Origin of the sequence: Rahnella sp. PAMC25617 (genome assembly GCF_050606005.1) — a bacterium.
Classification (GTDB): Bacteria; Pseudomonadota; Gammaproteobacteria; order Enterobacterales; family Enterobacteriaceae; genus Rahnella; species Rahnella variigena.
Map to the genome: position 1 here is coordinate 1 of NZ_JBOCUM010000009.1, position 20,847 is coordinate 20,847.

A 20,847-nucleotide genomic window follows, 5' to 3' on the forward strand; every position below is an offset into this window, starting at 1 on the left:
CTGATAAATTGTTAAAGAGCAGTGAGTTACGCGCTTTCGCTTGCTAACTCGAGGTGGCATATATTACGCTTTCCTCATTCAGTGTCAACCGTTTATTTCATCCGGTTGTCGCTGTTTTTAATCTTTCCGACCCGGTTACTTCGTGATGTTGTTCACGTTGTTCCCTGTCGATGGAGCGGCATTATAGGGAGTTCTCAGCAGGCCGCAAGGGCTAATTTCACTTTTCTCACCAACCGCCCATAAATTCATCAAATGAATTAATAATGAACAAAAAATGCATAAAAAACGGGCTCCGGATTGCTCCGGAGCCCGTTTTAGCTTCCTTATTACCTAATTACTGTCTTGCGATGATGTGATCATTTTCCACATCGACAGTAATTGGCTTACCTGGTATCAGCTTGCCAGACAAAATTTGCTGAGCCAGCGGGTTTTCAATCTCCTGCTGGATGGCACGTTTCAACGGACGCGCGCCATAAACCGGGTCAAATCCAGTATTGCCCAGCAACTCGAGCGCCGCCTCGGTGAGCGTTGCCGTATAGCCGTGTTCTTCTAAACGTTTATACAAACGTTCCAGCTGAATCTTAGCGATGTTTTTAATATGCGCATGACCCAGCGGATGGAACACGACAACTTCATCTATACGGTTGATGAATTCCGGACGGAAGCTGTGTGTGACCACTTCCATGACCGATTCTTTCATCTGCGCATAGCTGGCCTCGCCAAAGTGTTGCTGAATAATGTCTGAACCCAGGTTAGAGGTCATGATGACCACCGTATTACGGAAGTCGACCGTTCTGCCCTGCCCGTCCGTTAAGCGACCGTCATCCAGCACCTGTAATAAGATGTTGAAGACATCAGGGTGCGCCTTCTCTACTTCATCTAATAAGATGACAGAGTAAGGACGACGACGAACCGCTTCGGTCAGGTAACCCCCTTCCTCATAACCGACATAACCCGGAGGCGCACCGACCAGACGTGAAACGGAGTGTTTTTCCATAAACTCTGACATATCGATGCGAACCATCGCGTCATCGCTGTTAAACAGGAATGTCGCCAGCGCCTTACACAGCTCTGTTTTACCCACACCGGTCGGACCGAGGAACAGGAATGACCCGATCGGGCGGTTTGGATCCGACAACCCTGCACGACTACGACGAATCGCATTCGATACCGCTTCAACCGCTTCGTTCTGACCAATCACACGATTGTGCAACTCTTCTTCCATACGCAGCAGTTTTTCACGTTCGCTTTCCAGCATGCGTGCCACCGGAATACCGGTCCAGCGCGCCAGCACGTCGGCAATTTCCACATCTGTCACGCGGTTGCGTAACAACTTCATGGTTTTACCTTCCGCCTGAGTGGCTGCTGCCAGCTGTTTTTCCAGTTCCGGTATTTTCCCGTACTGCAATTCTGACATACGTCCCAGGTCACCCACGCGGCGAGCCTGTTCAAGCGTGATCTTCGCCTGCTCCAGTTCCGCTTTAATATTCTGCGTGCCAGTCAGGGAAGCTTTTTCGGCTTTCCACTCTTCTTCCAGCTCAGAATATTCGCGCTCTTTCTGTTTCAGTTCGGTTTCCAGCATCTCCAGACGTTTCACACTGGCGTCATCAGACTCTTTCTTCAACGCCTGCTGTTCCAGTTTCAGCTGGATAATACGGCGATCGAGACGGTCCAGAGACTCCGGTTTAGAGTCCATCTGCATACGAATGCTGGATGCCGCTTCATCTATAAGGTCGATCGCTTTATCCGGTAACTGACGATCCGAGATGTAACGGTGGGACAACGTCGCCGCCGCAACGATAGCCGGGTCAGTAATCTGGACATGGTGATGCAGCTCGTAGCGTTCTTTCAGGCCACGCAAGATAGCGATGGTGTCTTCAACAGAAGGCTCGGCAACAAACACTTTCTGGAAACGACGCTCTAACGCCGCATCCTTCTCTATAAACTGACGATATTCATTTAATGTCGTCGCACCTACGCAGTGAAGTTCACCACGCGCCAGAGCCGGTTTCAGCATATTGCCGGCATCCATCGCGCCATCGGCTTTACCCGCGCCAACCATGGTATGCAATTCGTCGATAAACAGAATGACGTTGCCTTCCTGTTTAGCCAGATCACTCAGCACGCCTTTCAGACGTTCTTCAAATTCACCGCGATATTTTGCGCCAGCCACCAGTGCGCCCATATCTAATGAAAGCACTCGTTTATTTTTCAGGCCTTCCGGCACTTCACCATTAATGATGCGTTGTGCCAGCCCCTCCGCAATCGCGGTTTTACCGACACCAGGCTCACCAATAAGAACCGGGTTATTTTTGGTACGCCGTTGCAGAACCTGAATGGTTCGGCGAATTTCTTCATCACGACCGATGACCGGATCCAGTTTGCCCTGCTCGGCACGTTCGGTCAGATCGATAGTGAATTTTTTCAATGCCTGACGTTGGTCTTCGGCATTCTGGTCATCCACTTTCTCACCTCCACGCATTTGATCGATAGCCGCAGTAATTTTCTCGGCAGTTGCGCCGCAGGCTTTTAACACATCCGTTAAAGAGCCGCGGTCTTTCATCACAGCCAGAACAAACAGTTCTGAAGAAATAAAGGTATCAGCACGCTGCTGTGCCAATTTGTCACAAAGATTTAAAACACGTACCAGTTCATTGGATGGTTGAACATCCCCACCGGTACCTTCAACTTGCGGCAAACGCCCCAAAGCCTGATCAACGTCCGTGCGCAGTTTCTGGGTATCTACCCCAGCCGCAGTTAATAAAGGACGAACGGTCCCACCTTCCTGAGTAAGCAAAGCGCTCATCAGGTGAACAGGTTCGATAAATTGATTGTCGCGCCCGAGCGCGAGTGACTGAGCATCCGCGAGGGCAAGCTGGAATTTGCTGGTAAGACGATCCAGACGCATAACACCTCCAATACTGAACAAAATTGCTACTGGAGATTAGATGAGGTCAACCCTCACGTTTTCAAGGTTATCTTGGCAGTATATTAGGAGGACTGCTGCTATGCGCGATGGATCGTCTTGATTCGATAGGTTATATCAGCCAAATTAAACTTGCCAGCCGTCCGGTAATTCCGTCGCGCCGGTAAGAGTAAAATGTGGTGCTGTCGGTCACAGTGCAATACTCGCCGCCATAAATAGCGGTGAGACCAGCGGCCTGTAAACGCAATCTGGCTAAGAGGTAAATGTCGGCCATAAATTTGGTGCCCGCTGGGGTAAAAGCAACGGATGCATTACTGTTCTCCGCCAAAAAGGCGTCACGCACTTCTCCGCCGACTTCAAAATGCGCAGGACCAATTGCCGGTCCCATCCACGCCATGATTTCTGCAGGAGCAGCCTCAAAGCAGGCAACCGTATTTTCCAACACGCCTGCACACAAACCACGCCAGCCCGCATGTGCTGCAGCCACTTCATCGCCGTTTTTACTGCAAAACAGAACCGGTAAACAATCGGCTGTCATTGCTGCACAGACAACGCCTGGCTCGCGGGTATAGGCCGCATCGGCAATCTGTGTCGGAATAAGGGGAGTTTGCGATGATAAACGAAGCACGTCGGTGCCATGAACCTGCTCAAGCCAGTGTGGCGAATCAGGCAGACCGCCAAGTTCAATCAACCGCTGGCGGTTCAGCGCAACATGCTCAGGAGAATCCCCGACATGACTGCCGAGGTTAAGCGAACCGTAAGGAGGCAGACTGACGCCTCCTTTGCGGGTTGTCGCACATGACCGCACCGATGCCGGTTGCGGCCACTGAGGCTGGATAAGCAGGCTCATTACCAGTTCATCTGGTCCTTGAACTCTTCGGTATCCGCTTTAAGCGCATTGATCAGGTCAACCATATCCTGCGGAAGTGGCGCATGCCATTCCATCTGAATACCGGTTACCGGATGATAAAGACGCAGCATGGTCGCATGAAGAGCCTGACGATCAAAGCTACGCAGCATATTGATAAATGCTTCGGAAGCACCTTTTGGCAGACGCGGACGGCCACCATAAAGCTGATCACCCAACAGAGGATGGTTAATATGTGCCATATGTACGCGGATCTGATGCGTACGGCCGGATTCCAGACGCAGACGCAGACGCGTATGAGCACGGAAATGCTCCATAATGCGATAGTGTGTGGTCGCCGGTTTGCCGGTCGGATGAACCGCCATGTGCGTACGCTTGGTGGAATGGCGCGCAATCGGCTCATTCACTGTGCCGCCTGCCGTCATTGTACCAATAGCGACTGCTTCATATTCGCGGGTGATTTCACGCGCCTGAAGTGCAGTGACCAGATGCGTTTGCGCAGGAACTGATTTCGCGACGACCATCAGACCCGTGGTGTCTTTATCGAGACGGTGAACAATGCCGCAGCGCGGAACATCAATGATTGCCGGGTAATAATGCAGCAATGCATTAAGTACCGTGCCATCAGGATTCCCTGCACCCGGATGAACAACCAGATCGCGGGGTTTATTGATGACTAAAATATCGTTATCTTCATACACGATATCTAAAGCGATATCTTGTGGCAGCCAACGCGCTTCTTCTTCAATTTGCGCATCGATTGCGATAGCCTCGCCACCCAACACTTTTTCTTTTGGTTTGGTCACTTTTTTGCCATTGACCGTGACCCTGTCTTCAAGGATCCAATCTTTTATGCGAGATCTTGAATAATCAGGGAACAATTCGGCCAAAGCCTGATCTAACCGTTGACCGAGTTGAGATTCGGCCACCGTTGCGGTGAGTTGTACTTGTTGTGCCATATGCAGCTTCTTGGTTAACGTTGGGTTTTCACGGCGATGCCGTTTAAAATAATGTGCTATTGTAGCTGGTCTTTGTCGGGAGCTTAACGGACAGTCTCCCAGAATAACACCTGAGGATAATCAAAACGTCATGACGCGTGTGAAATATCTGGTGGCAGCAGCCACGTTGAGCCTGGCGCTGGTCGGTTGCTCCAGTTCCAAAGAAACGGTTCCCGATAACCCGCCTAACGTCCTTTATGCCACTGCCCAGCAAAAGCTGCAGGACGGTAACTTTAAAGGCGCGATTGCGCAATTAGAAGCGCTGGATAACCGCTATCCGTTTGGGCCTTACTCGCAGCAAGTTCAGTTAGATCTGATTTATGCCTATTACAAGTCTGCTGACTTGCCAATGGCTCAGGCTTCTATTGATCGCTTTATGCGCCTGAACCCAACCCATCCAAACATCGACTACGTCATGTATATGCGTGGTTTAACGGATATGGCGTTGGATGACAGTGCGCTGCAAGGATTCTTCGGTGTTGATCGTTCAGACCGTGATCCGCAGCATGCGCGTGCAGCATTCCGCGATTTCAGCCAGTTGATCCACACGTATCCAAACAGCCAGTACGCCACTGATGCGACTAAACGTTTGGTATTCCTGAAAGATCGTTTGGCGAAATACGAGCTGTCAGTGGTGCAATACTACACTAAACGCGGTGCTTACGTCGCTGTTGTTAACCGTGTTGAGCAAATGCTGAAAGATTACCCGGATACGAAAGCGACGCATGACGCGCTACCGTTGATGGAAAGTGCCTATCGTGAACTGCAGCTGAACAACCAGGCTGATAAAGTTGCGAAAATTATTGCGGCCAATAACGCAGCATAATTTTAAAATGTCCGTACACACAAACGGTAGCTCAGGCTGCCGTTTTTTTTGGCTTTAATTCGGGAAAAGTCAGAGAAGAGTGAACGTGATGAACGAAAAAACAGGTTAAAAAACGCAGAAGATAATGCACTGATCCTATCAATCATGCCTGCTCCTCAGTGAAGTCTCAAGGCCTTTCCCGCCATTAATTACCCTGGGTCACATAAACGCCAAAGTTGACAAAAAGTGACAAAAAACCGTGGTTTTGGACAGGCATTTCATAAAAAAGGCTGGTATGTTGGATTCATCGGAGACGGAAATAAGAGAGGTAAGTCATATGACAGTCAACATTACCAGTAAACAAATGGACATCACCGCCGCGATTCGTGAACACATCGAAGGCCGTCTGAAAAAACTGGATAAATGGCAAACTCAGCTCATTAACCCGCATATAATCCTGTCGAAAGAACCTCAGGGATTTGTCGCCGATGCGACCATCAGTACACCAAACGGGAAACTGGTTGCCAGTGCTACGCACGATGATATGTACGCTGCGATTAACGACATGACCGCCAAGCTTGAGCGTCAGCTCAACAAAGCGCAGCACAAGGGTGAAGCCCGCCGTGCAGAATCTGGCGTCAAAGAACTCAATCTGGAACCGGTGCAGGAAGAAGAGGAATAACCGGCTTATCGGAAAGGCAGTTCACAGCGCGCTCTCAGGAGCGCGTTTTTTGTGTCCTGAGGAAATCTTATTGACACAGGGAAAAGCCAGCGGTTACTTTAAGACTCTGCTCAAACTTATGGAAACAACGCTCACATGAATACCCGTCTGTTTTTCTTCGCATTCTTTTTTACCTTCCCCTGATTGGGAGGCGTTTCGTCGCGAAAGAATGAATGCGAAGACGAACAACAAAGCCTCCTGAAAAGGGGGCTTTTTTTATGCCTGCGTTTTACACATTTTGCTGAAAGAAAGAACATCAAAAAGGGTAACAACATGACCGAGAACTCATTACTGGCACTGCGCGAACGCATCAGCGCATTAGACCTGAAACTGCTGGCTCTGCTGGCAGAACGACGCACGATGGCGATAGAAGTCGCGCAATCCAAAATGCACTCTCACCGCCCGATCCGCGACAAAGAACGTGAAATTGAACTGATTAACGCACTGATTCAGGAAGGGAAAAAACAGGGGCTGGACGGTCATTACATCACCCGCGTGTATCAGCTGATCATTGAAGATTCCGTTCTGACCCAGCAGGCTCTGCTCCAGCAACATCTGAATAAAACCCCTTCTGATTCCGCCCGTATCGCTTTCCTCGGCCCGAAAGGTTCTTATTCACATCTTGCCGCACGCCAGTTTGCCGCCCGCCATTTCGACCAGTTCATCGAATGTGGCTGCCAGAAATTCCAGGATATCTTCTCTCAGGTAGAAACCGGTCAGGCCGATTACGCCGTATTGCCGATTGAAAATACCAGCTCCGGTTCAATCAATGACGTTTATGACCTGCTGCAACACACCAGCCTGTCGATTGTGGGTGAGCTGACCAATCCTATCAATCATTGCGTACTGGTCGCGACCGACACGGATTTGTCGCAGATCCAGACGGTTTACAGCCATCCTCAGCCTTTCCAGCAATGCAGTCAGTTCATCAACCGCTTCCCTCACTGGAAAATTGAATACTGCGAAAGCACTGCGGCGGCGATGGAAAAAGTGGCCGCGGCCAATTCTCCACACGTGGCAGCGCTCGGCAGCGAAGCCGGTGGTGCGTTATATAAACTGCAGGTGCTTGAACATAATCTGGCGAACCAGCAGGAAAACATTACCCGCTTCATTATCCTGGCACGCAAGGCAATTGAAGTCACAGATCAGGTTCCGGCAAAAACCACGCTGATTATGGCGACCGGCCAGCAGGCAGGTGCGCTGGTGAATGCGCTGCTGGTGCTGCGCGATCAGGGCATCATCATGACCAAACTGGAATCTCGCCCGATTAACGGCAATCCATGGGAAGAGATGTTTTATATCGATGTGCAGGCCAACTTGCGTTCTGAAGAGATGAAAAAGGCGCTGAAGGATCTGGCTCCGATCACCCGTTCGCTGAAAGTGCTCGGCTGTTATCCAAGCGAGAACGTCGTCTCTGTTGATTTATAATTTCACAAACAACCTGTAATTTACCGCAAACAAAAAGGGCGCTGCACACAATGGCAGCGCCCTTTTTTCATTTCAGGACAACTTACTTACGGTTGTCGTTAGCCTGTCTCAGCAGCGCACCACTTTCTTTCAGGAAGCGTGGCGCATAATCGCCAAACCAGTGCTCAACCTTTCTGAATTTGTCGATAAACGCCTGTTTATCGCCGCTTTCAAGCAGAGCAAGCGCATCACCAAAACGCTGATAGTATCGTTTGATCAGCGCCAGATTGCTTTCTGACGACATAATAATGTCAGCATAAAGCTGCGGATCCTGCGCAAACAGTCGCCCGACCATCGCCAGTTCGAGGCGGTAAATCGGTGAAGACAGTGAAAGCAATTGCTCGATCTGCACATTCTCTTCTGACAAATGCAGACCATACGCAAAGGTCGCGAAGTGGCGCAATGCCTGAATAAACGCCATATTCTGATCATGTTCGACGGCGCTGATTTTATGCAACCGTGCGCCCCAGACCTGCAACTGTTCAAGCAGCCACTGATATGCCTGAGGTTCGCGGCCATCGCAATACACCACCACCTGTTTAGCCAGGCTGCTGACATCCGGACCGAACATCGGATGCAGGCCAAGTACCGGGCCTTCATGCACTGCCAGCATTGCCTGCAGCGGACGGTTTTTCACCGACGCCAGATCCACCAGAATACAGTCATCAGGAAGTTTCGGCAGACGTGCAATCACTTCTTCGGTCAGATGGATCGGTACACTGACGATGACCATTCCGGCATCCGCCAGCAATGTTTCTGCCTGCGGCCAGTCTTCCTGCTCCAGCACTTTCACCTGATAACCGGAAAGCTCCAGCAAACGGGTGAACAAACGCCCCATCTGCCCGTTCCCGCCGATAATCACCACCGGACGCAGTGCCGGATGCAGCGTCTTGAAGCCTTTATCGTTTTCGCTTGAGTAGGACTCACGCATCACGCGGCGCAATACATCTTCAATCAGATCCGGCGGAACACCGAGGTTTTGCGCTTCCTGACGACGTGAAGCCAGCATCGCTGCTTCACGTTCAGGCACATAAATCGGCAAACCATAACGGCTTTTGACTTCACCGACTTCCGCCACCAGCGCAAGACGCCGTGATAAGAGATCTAACAACGCTTTATCAACGTCGTCGATCTGATCGCGCAACGCGTTAAGTTCTGCCACCATAAAAACTTACTCTCCTGCGATTCGTGCCGCCAGCGCATCACCCAGTTCCTGATGCATGGTACGCAGCAGGTCTTCAGTCGTTTCCCAGTTGATACAGGCATCAGTAACAGACACACCGTATTTCATGGCTGAACGCGGTTGTTCAGAAGACTGGCTGCCTTCGTTCAGATGACTTTCCAGCATCAGCCCCGTGATAGAGCGGTTACCGGCTTTAATCTGGTCGATGACGGACTGAGCCACAACAGGCTGGCGACGATAGTCTTTGTTTGAGTTACCGTGACTGCAATCTATCATCAAGGAAGGACGGAGTCCCGCGTCGGTCATCTGTTTTTCACAAGCCTGAACGTCCTGCTCGCTGTAATTTGGTGTCTTACCGCCGCGTAAAATCACATGCCCGTCCGGGTTGCCCTGAGTCTGCAACAGGCAAACTTGCCCGGCCTGATTAATGCCCACAAAACGGTGCGCCATCTCAGCTGCACGCATGGCGTTGATCGCCGTGCCCAGGCTGCCGTCGGTGCCGTTCTTGAAGCCAACCGGCATTGACAGACCAGACGCCATTTCACGGTGTGTCTGAGATTCCGTGGTACGCGCACCGATTGCTGACCAGCTGAACAGATCGCCTAAGTATTGCGGACTGTTTGGATCCAGCGCTTCAGTTGCCAGCGGTAAACCCATGCCGACCAGTTGCAGCAGCAAATCACGGGCAATATGCAGCCCTGCTTCCACATCAAACGTACCGTCCATGTGTGGATCGTTAATCAACCCTTTCCAGCCGACAGTGGTACGTGGTTTTTCAAAGTAAACGCGCATCACGATGTACAAACGATCGCTCAGCTCAGCCGCCAGTGTTTTCAGATGGCGTGCGTAATCGAGCGCGGCATCAACGTCATGAATTGAACAAGGGCCACACACCACCAGAAGGCGAGGATCACGTCCATGCACGATATCGGCGATGGTTTTACGTGCTTCGGAAATACTGTTTTCGTCGCTGATGCTTAAAGGAAAACGATTTTTCAACTCTTCAGGAGTGATAAGGATTTGTTCAGCAGTGATGTGAACATTATTCAGGGCGTCTTTTTGCATGATCGTGTTCCGCTATAAGGAAAATGGGCTGCCACAGAGGCATCTGCGGACAACATTAACACAGCACGTAAACTTATCAAGCCTTACTTGTAAACATAAAATTACCAATACAACGTAACCAAGCAAGCAATGGAAAGTTATATTTACATAAGGAGAATCTTAACCCAAAGAGGTGTACCGTAATTGTTACATACGGGTTAACAGGGAAGTCATGGGAATTCAGGACAAGGTAAAGAGAGAATGAGGCAGGGAATGCCCTCAGCAACGGGGATGCTGCTGAGGAAACGAAATTTAAAGGTTACGATCCAGAGTAATAAAGACCTGCCCCAGGGCAGTCACTTCATCCACGCCACACTCGAAATGGCTTTCCTGACGCGTCACGCTGAGTCGGTTACCGGGAATACGGGCCACATCGTAAACATCCAGATCACCATCGATATCCAGCAACCAGCGGCCATTGCCCGGATGGGTACTGCCCAGATCAATAATCCACGAGTGATGGCCTTTCACAACATAAGCCGGTTGAGTCAGCGAGTCATCCAGCAGCGAAGGATCAACAGACCAGACGCCCTCTTCTTCCAGCGCTCCGCCACGCAATCTCAATTTTTTAAGTTGACGGATGTCACCGGACGCTGCTGCGCCTGAAAGCGCTGAATCCTGCATGTTGCCTTTGCCTGTCGCCAGCCAGCGTAATGACACGCCGGTGTCCAGCGCACAGGCCACGACCACATCACCGGGGAAATAATCTCTTCTTACCCAGGTACTTATCGTTCCAGATGATAAACCGTACAGATCCCCCAGCTCCTTTTGCATGCTAAAGCCGTAAGCCTGAAGCATACGCGTCAGAACAGCTTTTCCACCTTCAAGTTCATCTAATTGCATCTGGCGAAAACCCCTGAATCTGTAAATATCATCTTGACAACTCGCAAATGCAAGCTTAGATTGATTATGTAATGTACCGACTGACGACCATGATACCAAATTTACGGCGTCGTGGAGAAATAAGGAGACGCGATGTTTTTAGGAACAGAGCAGCAGCGCCAGACCGGACTGCGCCATATCGCTCATCTGAAAGAAATTTATTTCGCTCAGAGTAAGGATCCGGTTGAGGTTATTTATGATCAGGCCAGTGAAAAATGGAAACTTACCTTATGTTTTCATGCCGGCCTTAAACGTCATCATACCTTACTGACATATTCACAATTAAATGATGAGGAACAAATGAAAATAACACAGGCCTTATTATCACTACGCCATTTCACGGCGATATTTAAAGGAGAACTTTACTGATGGCAGACTGGATAGATGAATCGCAGGAGTATCAGTTAAAAATCCTTCAAGCACAGATTACGCAGGCTACCCGCACGCAGCCTTCGCCGTCTGCCTTCTTCTGCGTGGATTGTGACACTCCCATTGCGGAGCCACGCAGGAAAATCATTCCCGGCGTACAGCGATGTATTGAGTGCCAGGAAATTGAGGAAATTAAAAGAAAGAATTATCGCCCCGTATAAACCCTCAGATTAATGCTATTAATTTTCGTGTCTGCGCTGGAAATAAACTTATTTCCAGAAGGTTTTTTGTATTCTAATTTTCGGAAATAAACATGTCAGATAACAGAGGCAGGGTAATGCCTTCCCCGCCGCCGGCTTTTAACCGGGCAGCGGGGCAATTGTTCGCAGGGAAATGGGAGTGGAATGCCCCGCGACCGGCGCTCAGCAGTCCGCTTGAAAAACCGCTTAACCGTGATTTCTGCCTGCGCCAGCAAACAGCCCTTTCCCGGATGGCAGCATTGCCTCGCTGTCTGCGTACGCCTTTACATCAGCGGTATGCGTTTTTGCTGAAAACAAAGGGAGTCCGCGCGGCGGTCCATTTTCTGATGACAGTATTTACGCAGCGTTTGTGGCCGCGGATTCAGCAGGTGAATGCGCGCAACACCCTGAACCGTCAGATCTCGCAAAAGCTCCTCATGGAAGAAGAAATGTTTAACCGCCTGCCTGATCTTAATGATGACAGCCTGAGAAGGCTGGCCAGCAAGCTGGCAGTGCATATGCAAGATGCTTACGAATATCACTGTGAACGCTGGCTGCAAAATCGACCTGATCAACCCGACGTGTTATTGCAAGACAGCACGCAGCACGAGATTTACGGGCATATCGCCGCGATGGCCCGCTCGTGTCGCGTACAGCCTCTTTACTGGCAGAGATGGCAAAAAGGCCGTATGACCGCACATTCAGCCGTCGCCAGTATTTCCCGTCTGGTCAGTGGTGAATGGTGGGAAAAACAGCTGCGTTCAAAACAACGTTTATGGCGCGAAGCCCTGATGATTGCCTGCGGTTATGTGAGCCGCGCAACATCGCCATATGCGAGTAAAAACGCCATCCGTGATGTGGTGTCACGCCGCTTATCCGCCATTAATTACCTGAAACAATGCCAGCTCGAAAATGTCGAATCAGGGGAAACACTGAGCCTGCTGGAGACCGTATTAGCCAGCATTTCCAACCCTAAACTTCGCCGTATGGAACTGATGACGCTGATCGCCGGTATCGAAGATGTTGCTGACCAGCAGCGGGACTGCGGCCTGTTTATCACGCTGACCACACCTTCAAAATACCATCCGCTGAAAACGACTGGCGCCGGATCATCACCCATTTTTAACCAGAAATGGTATCAGCACGCGTTTACACCCAAAGATGCACAACGTTATCTGGTCGCGGTTTGGGCAAAAATCCGCACCACGTTTAAAGACCGGAACCTGAAAGTGTACGGTGTGCGCGTCGTCGAACCGCATCACGACGGCACCCCGCACTGGCACATGATGCTGTTCACACCAGCGGATCAGCAGCAAAAGGTGACTGAAGTAATGCGCCGTTACGCGCTGGAAGAGGATCCGGATGAGCCAGGCGCTGCGGAGTCACGTTTTAATTGTAAGCCGCTGAACCGCGGCGGTGCGGCGGGTTACATTGCGAAATACGTCTCCAAGAATATTGATGGTTATGCGCTTGATGGCGAAAAGGATTTTGACTCCGGACGCCTGCTTACTGATGTCGCGACTGCGGTCACCTCATGGGCATCGACGTGGCGGATCCCACAATTTCACGCCATTGGCATTCCTGCCGTCGGCGCGTGGCGTGAATGTCGGCGGATCAGACATCAGAGTCTGAGCAGCCGCTTTGATACACGCGTTGAGGACGTCCGCAGCGCCGCCGACCAGGGGGATTTTGCCGGTTATATTCAGGCACAGGGCGGCATACACATTCCGCGAAAAGAGCAAACGGTTCGCGTTGCGCGCCAGCTCAGCGGGGAAACCAATATCTGGGGTGAGCCCCGTCATAAAGTCATCGGCATTTACGCGCCGCATCTTGGTACTTCGCTTATTTACCTGACACATACCGAACAATGGCGGATTGTCCGTCACCGGCCTTGTTCTGTGGAAATGCCGGAGATTCGCTTACCTTGGAGTTCTGTCAATAACTGTGGATCGCCTCCGACGAATATAACCGGCAATCACCACAAAAACCGTGCCAATAAAAATTCATGCTTAAATTCAAGCAATTATAAATTTTAAAATGCCCTGAGTGTTGACGTATTAGATCAATTAAAGAATACTGTATATAAACACAGTATCTGGCGAGGGGAGAAAATGGAAAACCTGACTAAACAACAGCTAACGTTGTCCAGGATACAACTGATCGCAGACATATCGCAGACAGCCCAATGCAATCCAAAAGAATTTCTGGTCATGATGTCGCTGATTTCAGAACTGGCAGGTCAGGCGCTGACTGACGAGAACCAGAACGCAGTCTGCTATAACGGGAGTACTGACGACCCTCACTGATTGCCAGACCCTGCGGCGGTAGTTGTCAACATTGTTGGCGCTTGCCCGACCGGTTTCCCTCCGGACTAAGCGCCCCGCCCTCTCCCTGTGTTATTTATCTGCTTCTCTGTTGTGCCAGTCGTTTCACATCCCTTCCAGATTGCCGCTCCACGCCCTATTCCGCAGACTGATCTCATCAACTGACGATCCTACTCACTCGCGGAGAAAACCCATGAAAGTCTATGCACAACAGGGCGACACCCTCGATTCCCTATGCTGGCGTTATTACAACCGTACGGCTGCGGTCGTCGAAAAAGTCTTTGCCGCCAATAAAGGCATCGCCGATTTAGGCCCGTTATTGCCTCACGGTACGGCCGTTGATTTACCGGACATTGCAGAACAACCGGTTCAGGAGGCGATCAAATTATGGGACTGAGTACTGAGCGCATCAGTTCAGGCTGCGCCTATTTTATTGCCACCTCACTGACCTGGCTCGCCAGCCTGACATCGCAGGACGTCGCCTTTCTGGTCGGCTCTGGTGTCGGGGTCGGTACGTTTCTGATCAACTGGTATTACCGGCGCAAAAGCTATCAGTTGCTGGCACGCAGCGGCCTGCGCAAAGACACCTATGAAAACCTCAACTCTTAAACGCTGTAGTGCTGCCGTCGTGTTAGGGCTGATGGCGGTATTGCCGGGCTATCTGTCACTGCAGGTGTCGGCAGAAGGATTGCGGCTTATCACCGATTTTGAAGGCTGTCAGTTGCAGCCCTACCAGTGCAGTGCCGGTGTATGGACCAGCGGCATCGGCCACACGGCAGGAGTTAAACCGGCACAAACCATTACCGAACATCAGGCCGCTGAAAACCTGCTGGCAGATATTCAGCAGACCGAGCGTGCCATTAAAAAATGTATGCCGGTAACCATGCCACAGCCGGTTTTTGATGCCGTCGTGTCATTCAGTTTTAACGTTGGTACCGGTGCAGCCTGTCAATCCACGCTGGCATTTTTCATCAACCAGCAGCAGTGGCAGAAAGCTTGTGATCAGCTCCTGCGCTGGGTTTTCGTTAATGGTGAACGTAATCGCGGACTGGAACGCAGGCGTAATGCCGAGCGTGCCGTCTGCCTGAAAGGGGTCTGAATGCGCCTGTTACCGGCCCTTCTGGCCGGGATGGTATTGCTGATCGCCATCCTGTTGCTTTCCAACCGTTCATTACAGCACGACCTCAACAACGCCAGTCTGCAACGCGATGCCCTGGCGGCTCAGGTGAAGCAACGGGATCAGCTGATCACCGACCTCAACCAGCAAATGCGCCAGCGCGAGCAGGCTGAGCTGGCGTTACGTGAAGACCTGAGCACGGCCCGGAAAATGATGCAAAGCCGCGAAAAACAAAGGCAGAGGAGCCTCCATGAAAATCTGCAAACCCGTCAGTGGGCTGATACCGGGCTGCCTGCTGATGTTAGCCGGCTGCACCAGCGTCCCGCCTTCAGCTCCGCCATCGATTATTTACGTTGGCTGTCCGGCGGTCAGCTCATGCCCGATCCCGGCCAGCAAACCGGTCACCAATGAAGATCTGAGCGCCGACATTCTCCAGCTGGAATCTGCGCTGATGGATTGCGGCTTACAAATCGAAGCCATCAAAAAGTGTCAGGAGGCACAACATGAAAAAACCGATTCAGTTGCAACAACGGCTGACTGAACAAATCCCTCAGCTTACTGCCGCACCGGAAAAACTGGCCCTGACTACCGGCGCCGGCAACGTGGTAGCCACATCGGCACCTTCGCTGTCTTTTGAATATCGCTATCCGCTGACAGTGACGATTACGGATGAAGCGATCAGCGAAACACTGGTCGATATGGTCGTGGTCACCGTCCTCGACTGGCTGCAGGTTAATCAGCCTGAGATCCTCGGCAACGCGGCGCAACGGCTGAGTGATTTCACTTTCACTCAGCAGGCGAACAGTCTGGTCCTGACGCTGCAACTGACTGAGCGCGTGCAGGTTTCAGATTCAGAGGATGTCCGCACCATCACGCATCTGCCTGAACCCCCATTGCCGGAAAACGTGACGCTGCCGCGTGAGGTTTATCTCAACGGAGAACTGATCAGCAGCTGGACGGTGTGACACGGTAAACCTTGTTGTGTCAGCCGCTGACGAACGGTCACCGGTTGTCGCTCAACCCTCTGAAACGGCATCCTTTATCCCATGAATACGACTCTTCAACTCAACGACATAATGCGGCTGATTGGCAATCTGGTGCGCATCGGCAACGTCTCAGAACTGGATCTGGCCAATGCACGTTGCCGCGTCGCGACGGGCAGCAACGTAACGGCCTGGCTGCCGTGGATGACGCACCGCGCTGGCCGCACGCGCAGCTGGTGGGCGCCTTCCGTCGGCGAGCAGGTTTTGCTGCTCTCGATGGGCGGCGAACTGAATACGGCGTTCGTCTTACCCGCCGTTTTCTCCGATGCCTCACCCGCGCCATCGGCTTCGCCAGATGCCCTTCATCTGGCCTTCCCGGACGGCGCCATTTTTGAATACGAACCGGCACAAAGCGCTTTAAAAGTGACGGGAATTAAAACCGCAGTCATCAACGCATCGCAGAAAGTGGAGGTAACAGCACCCGAAATCCGCTGCACCGCCAGCACCCGCATCACGCTGGACACGCCGGAAGTAGTTTGCACAAGCAAGCTGACCACCGGGTCCCTTGAAGTGAAACAAGGTGGCACGCTGACCGGCAACTTAATCCATAACGGCGGCAGCCTGACATCCAACGGCATCGTTGTGCATACCCATCGCCACAGCGGTGTTCAGACCGGTGGCGGTCAGACAGGAGGCCCGCAATGAAAAATCCGAAATACCTGGGGATGGACAGAAATAACGGTCTGGCTATCGAAGATCTCGACCATATTCGCCAGTCCGTCAGCGATATTTTGAATACGCCGGTGGGCTCAAGAGTAATGCGCCGCAATTACGGCTCGCTGCTTTCGGAGCTGATTGACCAGCCGCAAAACGGCGCCCTGCGGCTACAGATGATGGCCGTGTGTTACACCGCCCTGTTGCAGTGGGAACCCCGCGTTTCACTGACTGCTATCACTTTTGACACCGGCTACGACGGCAAGATGGTGATTGAACTGACCGGAAGCCGTAACGATACGGCGACGGATTTTTCCCTGAATATTCCTGTGAGCTGACACTTATGGCAACGATCGATTTGAGCCAGTTACCGGCCCCCGATGTGGTCGAACAACTGGATTATGAAACCCTGCTTGAAGAACGTAAAACGACGCTGATTTCGCTCTATCCCGCCGACCAGCAGGAAGCCATCAGCCGGACACTGACGCTGGAATCCGAACCGCTGGTCAAGCTGTTGCAGGAGAACGCTTACCGCGAACTGATCCTGCGCCAGCGAGTTAACGAATCCGCCCGCGCGGTTATGGTGGCGTATGCGACAGGCAGCGATCTGGATCAGCTGGCGGCGAACAATGGCGTACAACGACTGGTGCTGACGCCTGCTGATAACACCAAAGTTCCGCCAGTCGCCGCTGTCATGGAAAGTGATGCAGATTTCCGCACCCGAATTCCGCAGGCCTTTGAAGGAATGAGCGTTGCCGGTCCGTCCGGGTCATACGAGTTCCACGGTTTGTCTGCCGATGGCCGGGTGGCGGACATCTCGGTTATCAGCCCGTCTCCAGCGAATGTCACCATTTCTGTACTGTCGCGTGAAGCCGATGGTATCGCTCCGGAAGACCTGTTAACGAAAGTTCGTATCGCACTGAACGACGAAAATGTCCGGCCTGTTGCCGACCGTGTTCTGGTTCAGTCTGCCAGTGTCGTCCCCTATGAGATTGATGCCACGCTCTACCTGTTTCCGGGGCCAGAATCTGAACCTATCATTCTGGCCGCCGAAGAAAAGCTAAAATCTTACATCAGCGATCAGCATCGCCTGGGACGCGATATCCGACTTTCAGCCATCTATGCGGCGCTGCATGTCGAAGGTGTCCAGCGTGTGGAGCTTGCTAAACCCGCCGCTGACATTGTGCTCGACAGCACACAAGCCTCTTACTGCACAAATTACGTGATTACCGTCGGAGGCTCCGATGAGTAACAGGTTGCTGCCCAGTGGTTCTTCCGCGCTGGAACTGGCAGCCGCAGAAGCCTGCGCTGAACTGGCTCGTGTGAATGTTCCGCTAAAAACATTATGGAACCCGCAGACCTGCCCCGCCAAATTTTTACCTTATCTGGCATGGGCACTTTCTGTTGACCGCTGGGACAGCGAATGGCCAACGGCGACAAAACGCAGCGTGATTCAGTCTGCCTGGTTCATTCATCAGCATAAAGGCACCATCAGCGCCATCAAACGCGTGGTCGAGCCTCTCGGTTATGTCATTAACGTCACCGAATGGTGGGAAACCAATGACCCGCCTGGCACGTTCAAACTCGACATCGGTGTTCTCGATTCCGGGATTGACGAAGCCATGTACGAAGAAATGGAGCGCCTGATTGATGATGCGAAACCCGCCAGCCGTCATCTGATCGGACTGACGATTACTCAGGACATTCCCGGCACCGTCTATCTCGCCGCGGCAATGTATGACGCAGAAATACTCACTGTTTATCCGGACTGATAAGGAATCTTATGAGCAAATTTAAATCCGTCGTCACCACGCTTGGGCAGGCGCGCATTGCGTCAGCCATCGAAAGCGGAAAAGACGTCAATATTACCCATCTGGCCGTCGGTGATGGTAATGGCAACGCGACTGAGCCCTCTGTGAGTCAGACGGCACTGGTCCATGAAACCTACCGTCTGAAGCTGAACTCCATCAAAATCGACAATAAAAATGCCAACTGGATTATTGCCGAAGCCATTATCCCGGCAGAAGTCGGCGGTTTCTGGATGCGTGAGATGGGCCTTTATGCTGCAGACGGCACCCTGATTGCGGTCAGTAATATGGCCGATACTTATAAACCCACACTCGATGAAGGTTCTGGCCGGACACAAACCCTGCGCATGATCATCACCGTCACAGATACTGATGCAGTTAGTCTGACCATCGACGACACACTGATTATTGCAACCGAAGAATACGTCAATAATCTGCTGGCTGAGCATGAAGCCTCACGACGTCACCCAGACGGTACGCTAACCGCGAAAGGTTTTGTGCAGCTGAGCAGCGCGGTGGGCAGTACCAGCGAAGTTCTGGCGGCAACGCCAAAAGCGGTGAAAGCTGCGAATGATAATGCAAACGGGCGCTTACCCTCCGGCGGAACAGCTGTTGCAGCGACTAAGCTGGCGACGGCAAGGAAAATAGCAGGAGTGGCGTTTGATGGTACGGCGGATATCGAACTTACAACCTCTAATATCAAAAATATTGTTGGAAGCGAATATCCCGTTGGTGCACCTATTCCCTGGCCATCAGATATTATTCCGGATGGTTTTGCATTAATGATTGGCCAGGCGTTTGATAAAAACGCATATCCAAAACTTGCTCTTGCTTATCCTTCGGGTATTATTCCAGATATGCGAGGGTGGATTATAAAAGGTAAACCAACCAGTAACCGTACAATACTTTCATTCGAACAAGATGGCATTAAGACACATACGCATAGCGCATCTATTTCTAATACTGACCTCGGTACTAAAGCCACATCTACATTTGACTATGGGCGCAGAGATAGCTCAAGTTTCGATTATGGAAACAGAGGCACGGATGCGCAGGGAAATCACCAGCATGGTAATGGTATTCGTATACCTGGCAACCAAGATGGAGCCGTTATTTATGGTACCCGGCCAACTAGCCTGGTTAATGCAGCGTGGGCCAAAGGAGGAACCAATACAGGGGCAGAAGCTGTCACATCATCCGATGGCAATCACGCCCATACTGTTAGTATAGGGGCACATAATCATTATACTGATATTGGTGCACATAATCATACAATGGTTATTGGATCACATAGTCACGGAATAACTGTGAATGCTACAGGGGGCGTAGAAAATACCGTTAAAAACATTGCAATGAATTACATTGTCAGAATGGCATAAAACTAGTGAAGAACTTTATTCAGATGGAATATTAGTTAGCTCATCGTGGATTGAATTAAAAAACAATCCACGAACTTATAAATTACAACCGATTGCCCTTAAGATTTTTTACTGTGATTATTTTATAGAAAATTGGCAAAAAAATGCGTTTGAGACGACTTTTTAATTTAACTTTAAATGGGCGTCTACGCATAATTTTTTGCCAGGCTTGCTGCCGTTCATTTTTAAAAATCTGAGTATCAACATCTTCGACGATTGTTGAAACCAATGCTTCCTCTGCCAGTGTGACCGGAGGTGGGAATACAGCCTGAACTTTAATAAATGAATAATCCTCAAACACTGCCCATTTATCTGCAGTTATCCAAACCGGATATAAATTTTCCAACAAGTTTTTGGCAGCAAAATTATTTATTATATAGCCATGGGAAGTAGTGGCATGATAGACAGGATAGATTTTTGCCCCATAAACGCCTAACGCCATAGGCTTATCGATAAGTCTGTTCACAGGGGTTAGAAGGGTAACCATAGGGCATGATGCATTATTAAGTGAAATCACTGCTTCTATTATAGAGCTAAGATTTGTCGATAATAATGCGTCATCTTCCAGAACCAAGGCAGCACTCAGGTTGTCCGTTACTATTTTCTCATATATGCGAAGATGACTTAAAGCACACCCGATCTCTCCTGGACGATATGCATAGTTGATTTCAGCGGTATGCAACTTTAATTCTTCAGGAGAAAAAATACGTCCATCGACAGCTTCAATCACCTCATAATCTAAACCCAATGCGTCACACTGGGTTGTAATTGCTAACCTTCGTTCAACCGAACGTTTCAGGTTGATAATGTATATTTTCACTTAAAAAACCTTTTATTAACGTTGCATTTCAGTTTTCCGAACATAAATTCCCAGAAGCATCATAGAATTTTATCTCCCTTCAATTTTGAATTTAATTTTCA

The 20,847-nt window shown here is 50.8% G+C and carries 26 protein-coding genes and 1 other annotated feature; of the genes, 19 read left to right on the plus strand and 7 right to left on the minus strand.

Going from position 1 to position 20,847, the window contains the following annotated elements; genetic code table 11:
* Positions 1 to 334 precede the first annotated feature (334 nt).
* The 3 genes from clpB to rluD form a co-directional block, all read right to left on the minus strand.
* Entirely contained in the window at positions 335 to 2,908 is a 2,574-nt protein-coding gene (gene clpB, locus ACM615_RS12540; protein WP_129639200.1) for an ATP-dependent chaperone ClpB, read from the minus strand.
* Positions 2,909 to 3,038: 130 nt separating this feature from the next.
* Entirely contained in the window at positions 3,039 to 3,776 is a 738-nt protein-coding gene (yfiH, locus tag ACM615_RS12545) for a purine nucleoside phosphorylase YfiH (RefSeq protein ID WP_132965905.1), read from the minus strand.
* Positions 3,776 to 4,753, minus strand: a complete 978-nt coding sequence (gene rluD / locus ACM615_RS12550) for a 23S rRNA pseudouridine(1911/1915/1917) synthase RluD (protein WP_112290595.1) — start codon at positions 4,751 to 4,753, stop codon at positions 3,776 to 3,778. The genes yfiH and rluD overlap by 1 nt, the downstream gene beginning before the upstream one ends.
* A 130-nt stretch (positions 4,754 to 4,883) precedes the next feature.
* Between rluD and bamD the strand changes: the two genes are divergently transcribed.
* From bamD to pheA, 4 genes are all read left to right on the plus strand, one after another.
* Positions 4,884 to 5,618, plus strand: coding sequence for an outer membrane protein assembly factor BamD (bamD, locus tag ACM615_RS12555; RefSeq protein WP_112290596.1), 735 nt, complete (start codon positions 4,884 to 4,886; stop codon positions 5,616 to 5,618).
* Between the two features lie 316 nt (positions 5,619 to 5,934).
* Positions 5,935 to 6,279: a ribosome-associated translation inhibitor RaiA gene (gene raiA / locus ACM615_RS12560; RefSeq protein ID WP_112290598.1), complete on the plus strand. Its 345-nt coding sequence runs from the start codon at positions 5,935 to 5,937 to the stop codon at positions 6,277 to 6,279.
* A 134-nt stretch (positions 6,280 to 6,413) separates the two neighbouring features.
* Positions 6,414 to 6,538, plus strand: a sequence feature (Phe leader region).
* Entirely contained in the window at positions 6,415 to 6,462 is a 48-nt protein-coding gene (locus ACM615_RS12565; RefSeq protein ID WP_369794779.1) for a hypothetical protein, read from the plus strand. It overlaps the preceding feature by 48 nt.
* A gap of 53 nt (positions 6,539 to 6,591) precedes the next feature.
* Positions 6,592 to 7,746: a bifunctional chorismate mutase/prephenate dehydratase gene (gene pheA, locus ACM615_RS12570; protein ID WP_112290600.1), complete on the plus strand. Its 1,155-nt coding sequence runs from the start codon at positions 6,592 to 6,594 to the stop codon at positions 7,744 to 7,746.
* An 82-nt stretch (positions 7,747 to 7,828) separates the two neighbouring features.
* Here the strand turns inward: pheA and tyrA are convergent, their stop codons facing one another.
* From tyrA to ACM615_RS12585, 3 genes are all read right to left on the minus strand, one after another.
* The gene (gene tyrA / locus ACM615_RS12575; RefSeq protein WP_129639203.1) at positions 7,829 to 8,950 is read right to left on the minus strand and encodes a bifunctional chorismate mutase/prephenate dehydrogenase; all 1,122 of its coding nucleotides are present in this window, start codon (positions 8,948 to 8,950) and stop codon (positions 7,829 to 7,831) included.
* Positions 8,951 to 8,956: 6 nt separating this feature from the next.
* Positions 8,957 to 10,033: a 3-deoxy-7-phosphoheptulonate synthase gene (locus tag ACM615_RS12580; protein ID WP_112290603.1), complete on the minus strand. Its 1,077-nt coding sequence runs from the start codon at positions 10,031 to 10,033 to the stop codon at positions 8,957 to 8,959.
* A gap of 291 nt (positions 10,034 to 10,324) precedes the next feature.
* Entirely contained in the window at positions 10,325 to 10,915 is a 591-nt protein-coding gene (locus ACM615_RS12585) for a phage repressor protein CI (protein ID WP_112290605.1), read from the minus strand.
* 132 nt (positions 10,916 to 11,047) lie between these two features.
* Between ACM615_RS12585 and ACM615_RS12590 the strand changes: the two genes are divergently transcribed.
* From ACM615_RS12590 to ACM615_RS12660, 15 genes are all read left to right on the plus strand, one after another.
* On the plus strand, positions 11,048 to 11,323 hold the full coding sequence (locus ACM615_RS12590) for a hypothetical protein (protein ID WP_132965901.1): 276 nt from the start codon (positions 11,048 to 11,050) through the stop codon (positions 11,321 to 11,323).
* A complete protein-coding gene (locus tag ACM615_RS12595; RefSeq protein ID WP_112290608.1) occupies positions 11,323 to 11,544 on the plus strand; it encodes a TraR/DksA C4-type zinc finger protein in 222 nt (73 codons plus the stop codon). Before ACM615_RS12590 ends, ACM615_RS12595 begins: the two co-directional genes overlap by 1 nt.
* A gap of 92 nt (positions 11,545 to 11,636) precedes the next feature.
* Positions 11,637 to 13,598: a replication endonuclease gene (locus ACM615_RS12600; protein ID WP_431011988.1), complete on the plus strand. Its 1,962-nt coding sequence runs from the start codon at positions 11,637 to 11,639 to the stop codon at positions 13,596 to 13,598.
* 75 nt (positions 13,599 to 13,673) lie between these two features.
* The gene (locus tag ACM615_RS12605) at positions 13,674 to 13,868 is read left to right on the plus strand and encodes a hypothetical protein (protein ID WP_112290611.1); all 195 of its coding nucleotides are present in this window, start codon (positions 13,674 to 13,676) and stop codon (positions 13,866 to 13,868) included.
* A gap of 211 nt (positions 13,869 to 14,079) precedes the next feature.
* The gene (locus ACM615_RS12610; RefSeq protein WP_112290612.1) at positions 14,080 to 14,283 is read left to right on the plus strand and encodes a tail protein X; all 204 of its coding nucleotides are present in this window, start codon (positions 14,080 to 14,082) and stop codon (positions 14,281 to 14,283) included.
* The gene (locus tag ACM615_RS12615) at positions 14,274 to 14,495 is read left to right on the plus strand and encodes an HP1 family phage holin (RefSeq protein ID WP_279920059.1); all 222 of its coding nucleotides are present in this window, start codon (positions 14,274 to 14,276) and stop codon (positions 14,493 to 14,495) included. Before ACM615_RS12610 ends, ACM615_RS12615 begins: the two co-directional genes overlap by 10 nt.
* Complete coding sequence (locus ACM615_RS12620) at positions 14,476 to 14,985, plus strand: lysozyme (RefSeq protein WP_431011989.1); 510 nt, start codon at positions 14,476 to 14,478, stop codon at positions 14,983 to 14,985. The genes ACM615_RS12615 and ACM615_RS12620 overlap by 20 nt, the downstream gene beginning before the upstream one ends.
* Entirely contained in the window at positions 14,986 to 15,414 is a 429-nt protein-coding gene (lysB, locus tag ACM615_RS12625; protein WP_159282309.1) for an Rz-like lysis system protein LysB, read from the plus strand. It abuts the gene before it with no gap.
* The gene (gene lysC, locus ACM615_RS12630; RefSeq protein ID WP_243701073.1) at positions 15,302 to 15,544 is read left to right on the plus strand and encodes an Rz1-like lysis system protein LysC; all 243 of its coding nucleotides are present in this window, start codon (positions 15,302 to 15,304) and stop codon (positions 15,542 to 15,544) included. Before lysB ends, lysC begins: the two co-directional genes overlap by 113 nt.
* Positions 15,507 to 15,968 (plus strand): phage tail protein, encoded by a 462-nt coding sequence (locus ACM615_RS12635; RefSeq protein WP_431011990.1) that lies wholly within the window; start codon positions 15,507 to 15,509, stop codon positions 15,966 to 15,968. The genes lysC and ACM615_RS12635 overlap by 38 nt, the downstream gene beginning before the upstream one ends.
* 81 nt (positions 15,969 to 16,049) lie before the next feature.
* Positions 16,050 to 16,691 carry a phage baseplate assembly protein V gene (locus ACM615_RS12640; protein WP_113878069.1) on the plus strand — a complete coding sequence of 214 codons (642 nt, stop codon included), beginning with the start codon at positions 16,050 to 16,052 and terminating at the stop codon, positions 16,689 to 16,691.
* Complete coding sequence (locus tag ACM615_RS12645) at positions 16,688 to 17,038, plus strand: GPW/gp25 family protein (protein WP_113878068.1); 351 nt, start codon at positions 16,688 to 16,690, stop codon at positions 17,036 to 17,038. The genes ACM615_RS12640 and ACM615_RS12645 overlap by 4 nt, the downstream gene beginning before the upstream one ends.
* A gap of 5 nt (positions 17,039 to 17,043) precedes the next feature.
* Positions 17,044 to 17,952, plus strand: coding sequence for a baseplate assembly protein (locus tag ACM615_RS12650; protein ID WP_431011991.1), 909 nt, complete (start codon positions 17,044 to 17,046; stop codon positions 17,950 to 17,952).
* Positions 17,945 to 18,472, plus strand: coding sequence for a phage tail protein I (locus ACM615_RS12655; RefSeq protein ID WP_120163553.1), 528 nt, complete (start codon positions 17,945 to 17,947; stop codon positions 18,470 to 18,472). The genes ACM615_RS12650 and ACM615_RS12655 overlap by 8 nt, the downstream gene beginning before the upstream one ends.
* Before the next feature lie 11 nt (positions 18,473 to 18,483).
* Complete coding sequence (locus ACM615_RS12660; RefSeq protein ID WP_431011992.1) at positions 18,484 to 19,887, plus strand: phage tail protein; 1,404 nt, start codon at positions 18,484 to 18,486, stop codon at positions 19,885 to 19,887.
* An 82-nt stretch (positions 19,888 to 19,969) separates the two neighbouring features.
* Here ACM615_RS12660 and ACM615_RS12665 read toward each other — a convergent pair whose 3' ends face one another.
* Positions 19,970 to 20,746 (minus strand): glycosyltransferase family 25 protein, encoded by a 777-nt coding sequence (locus ACM615_RS12665; RefSeq protein WP_431011993.1) that lies wholly within the window; start codon positions 20,744 to 20,746, stop codon positions 19,970 to 19,972.
* Between the last annotated feature and the right edge of the window lie 101 nt (positions 20,747 to 20,847).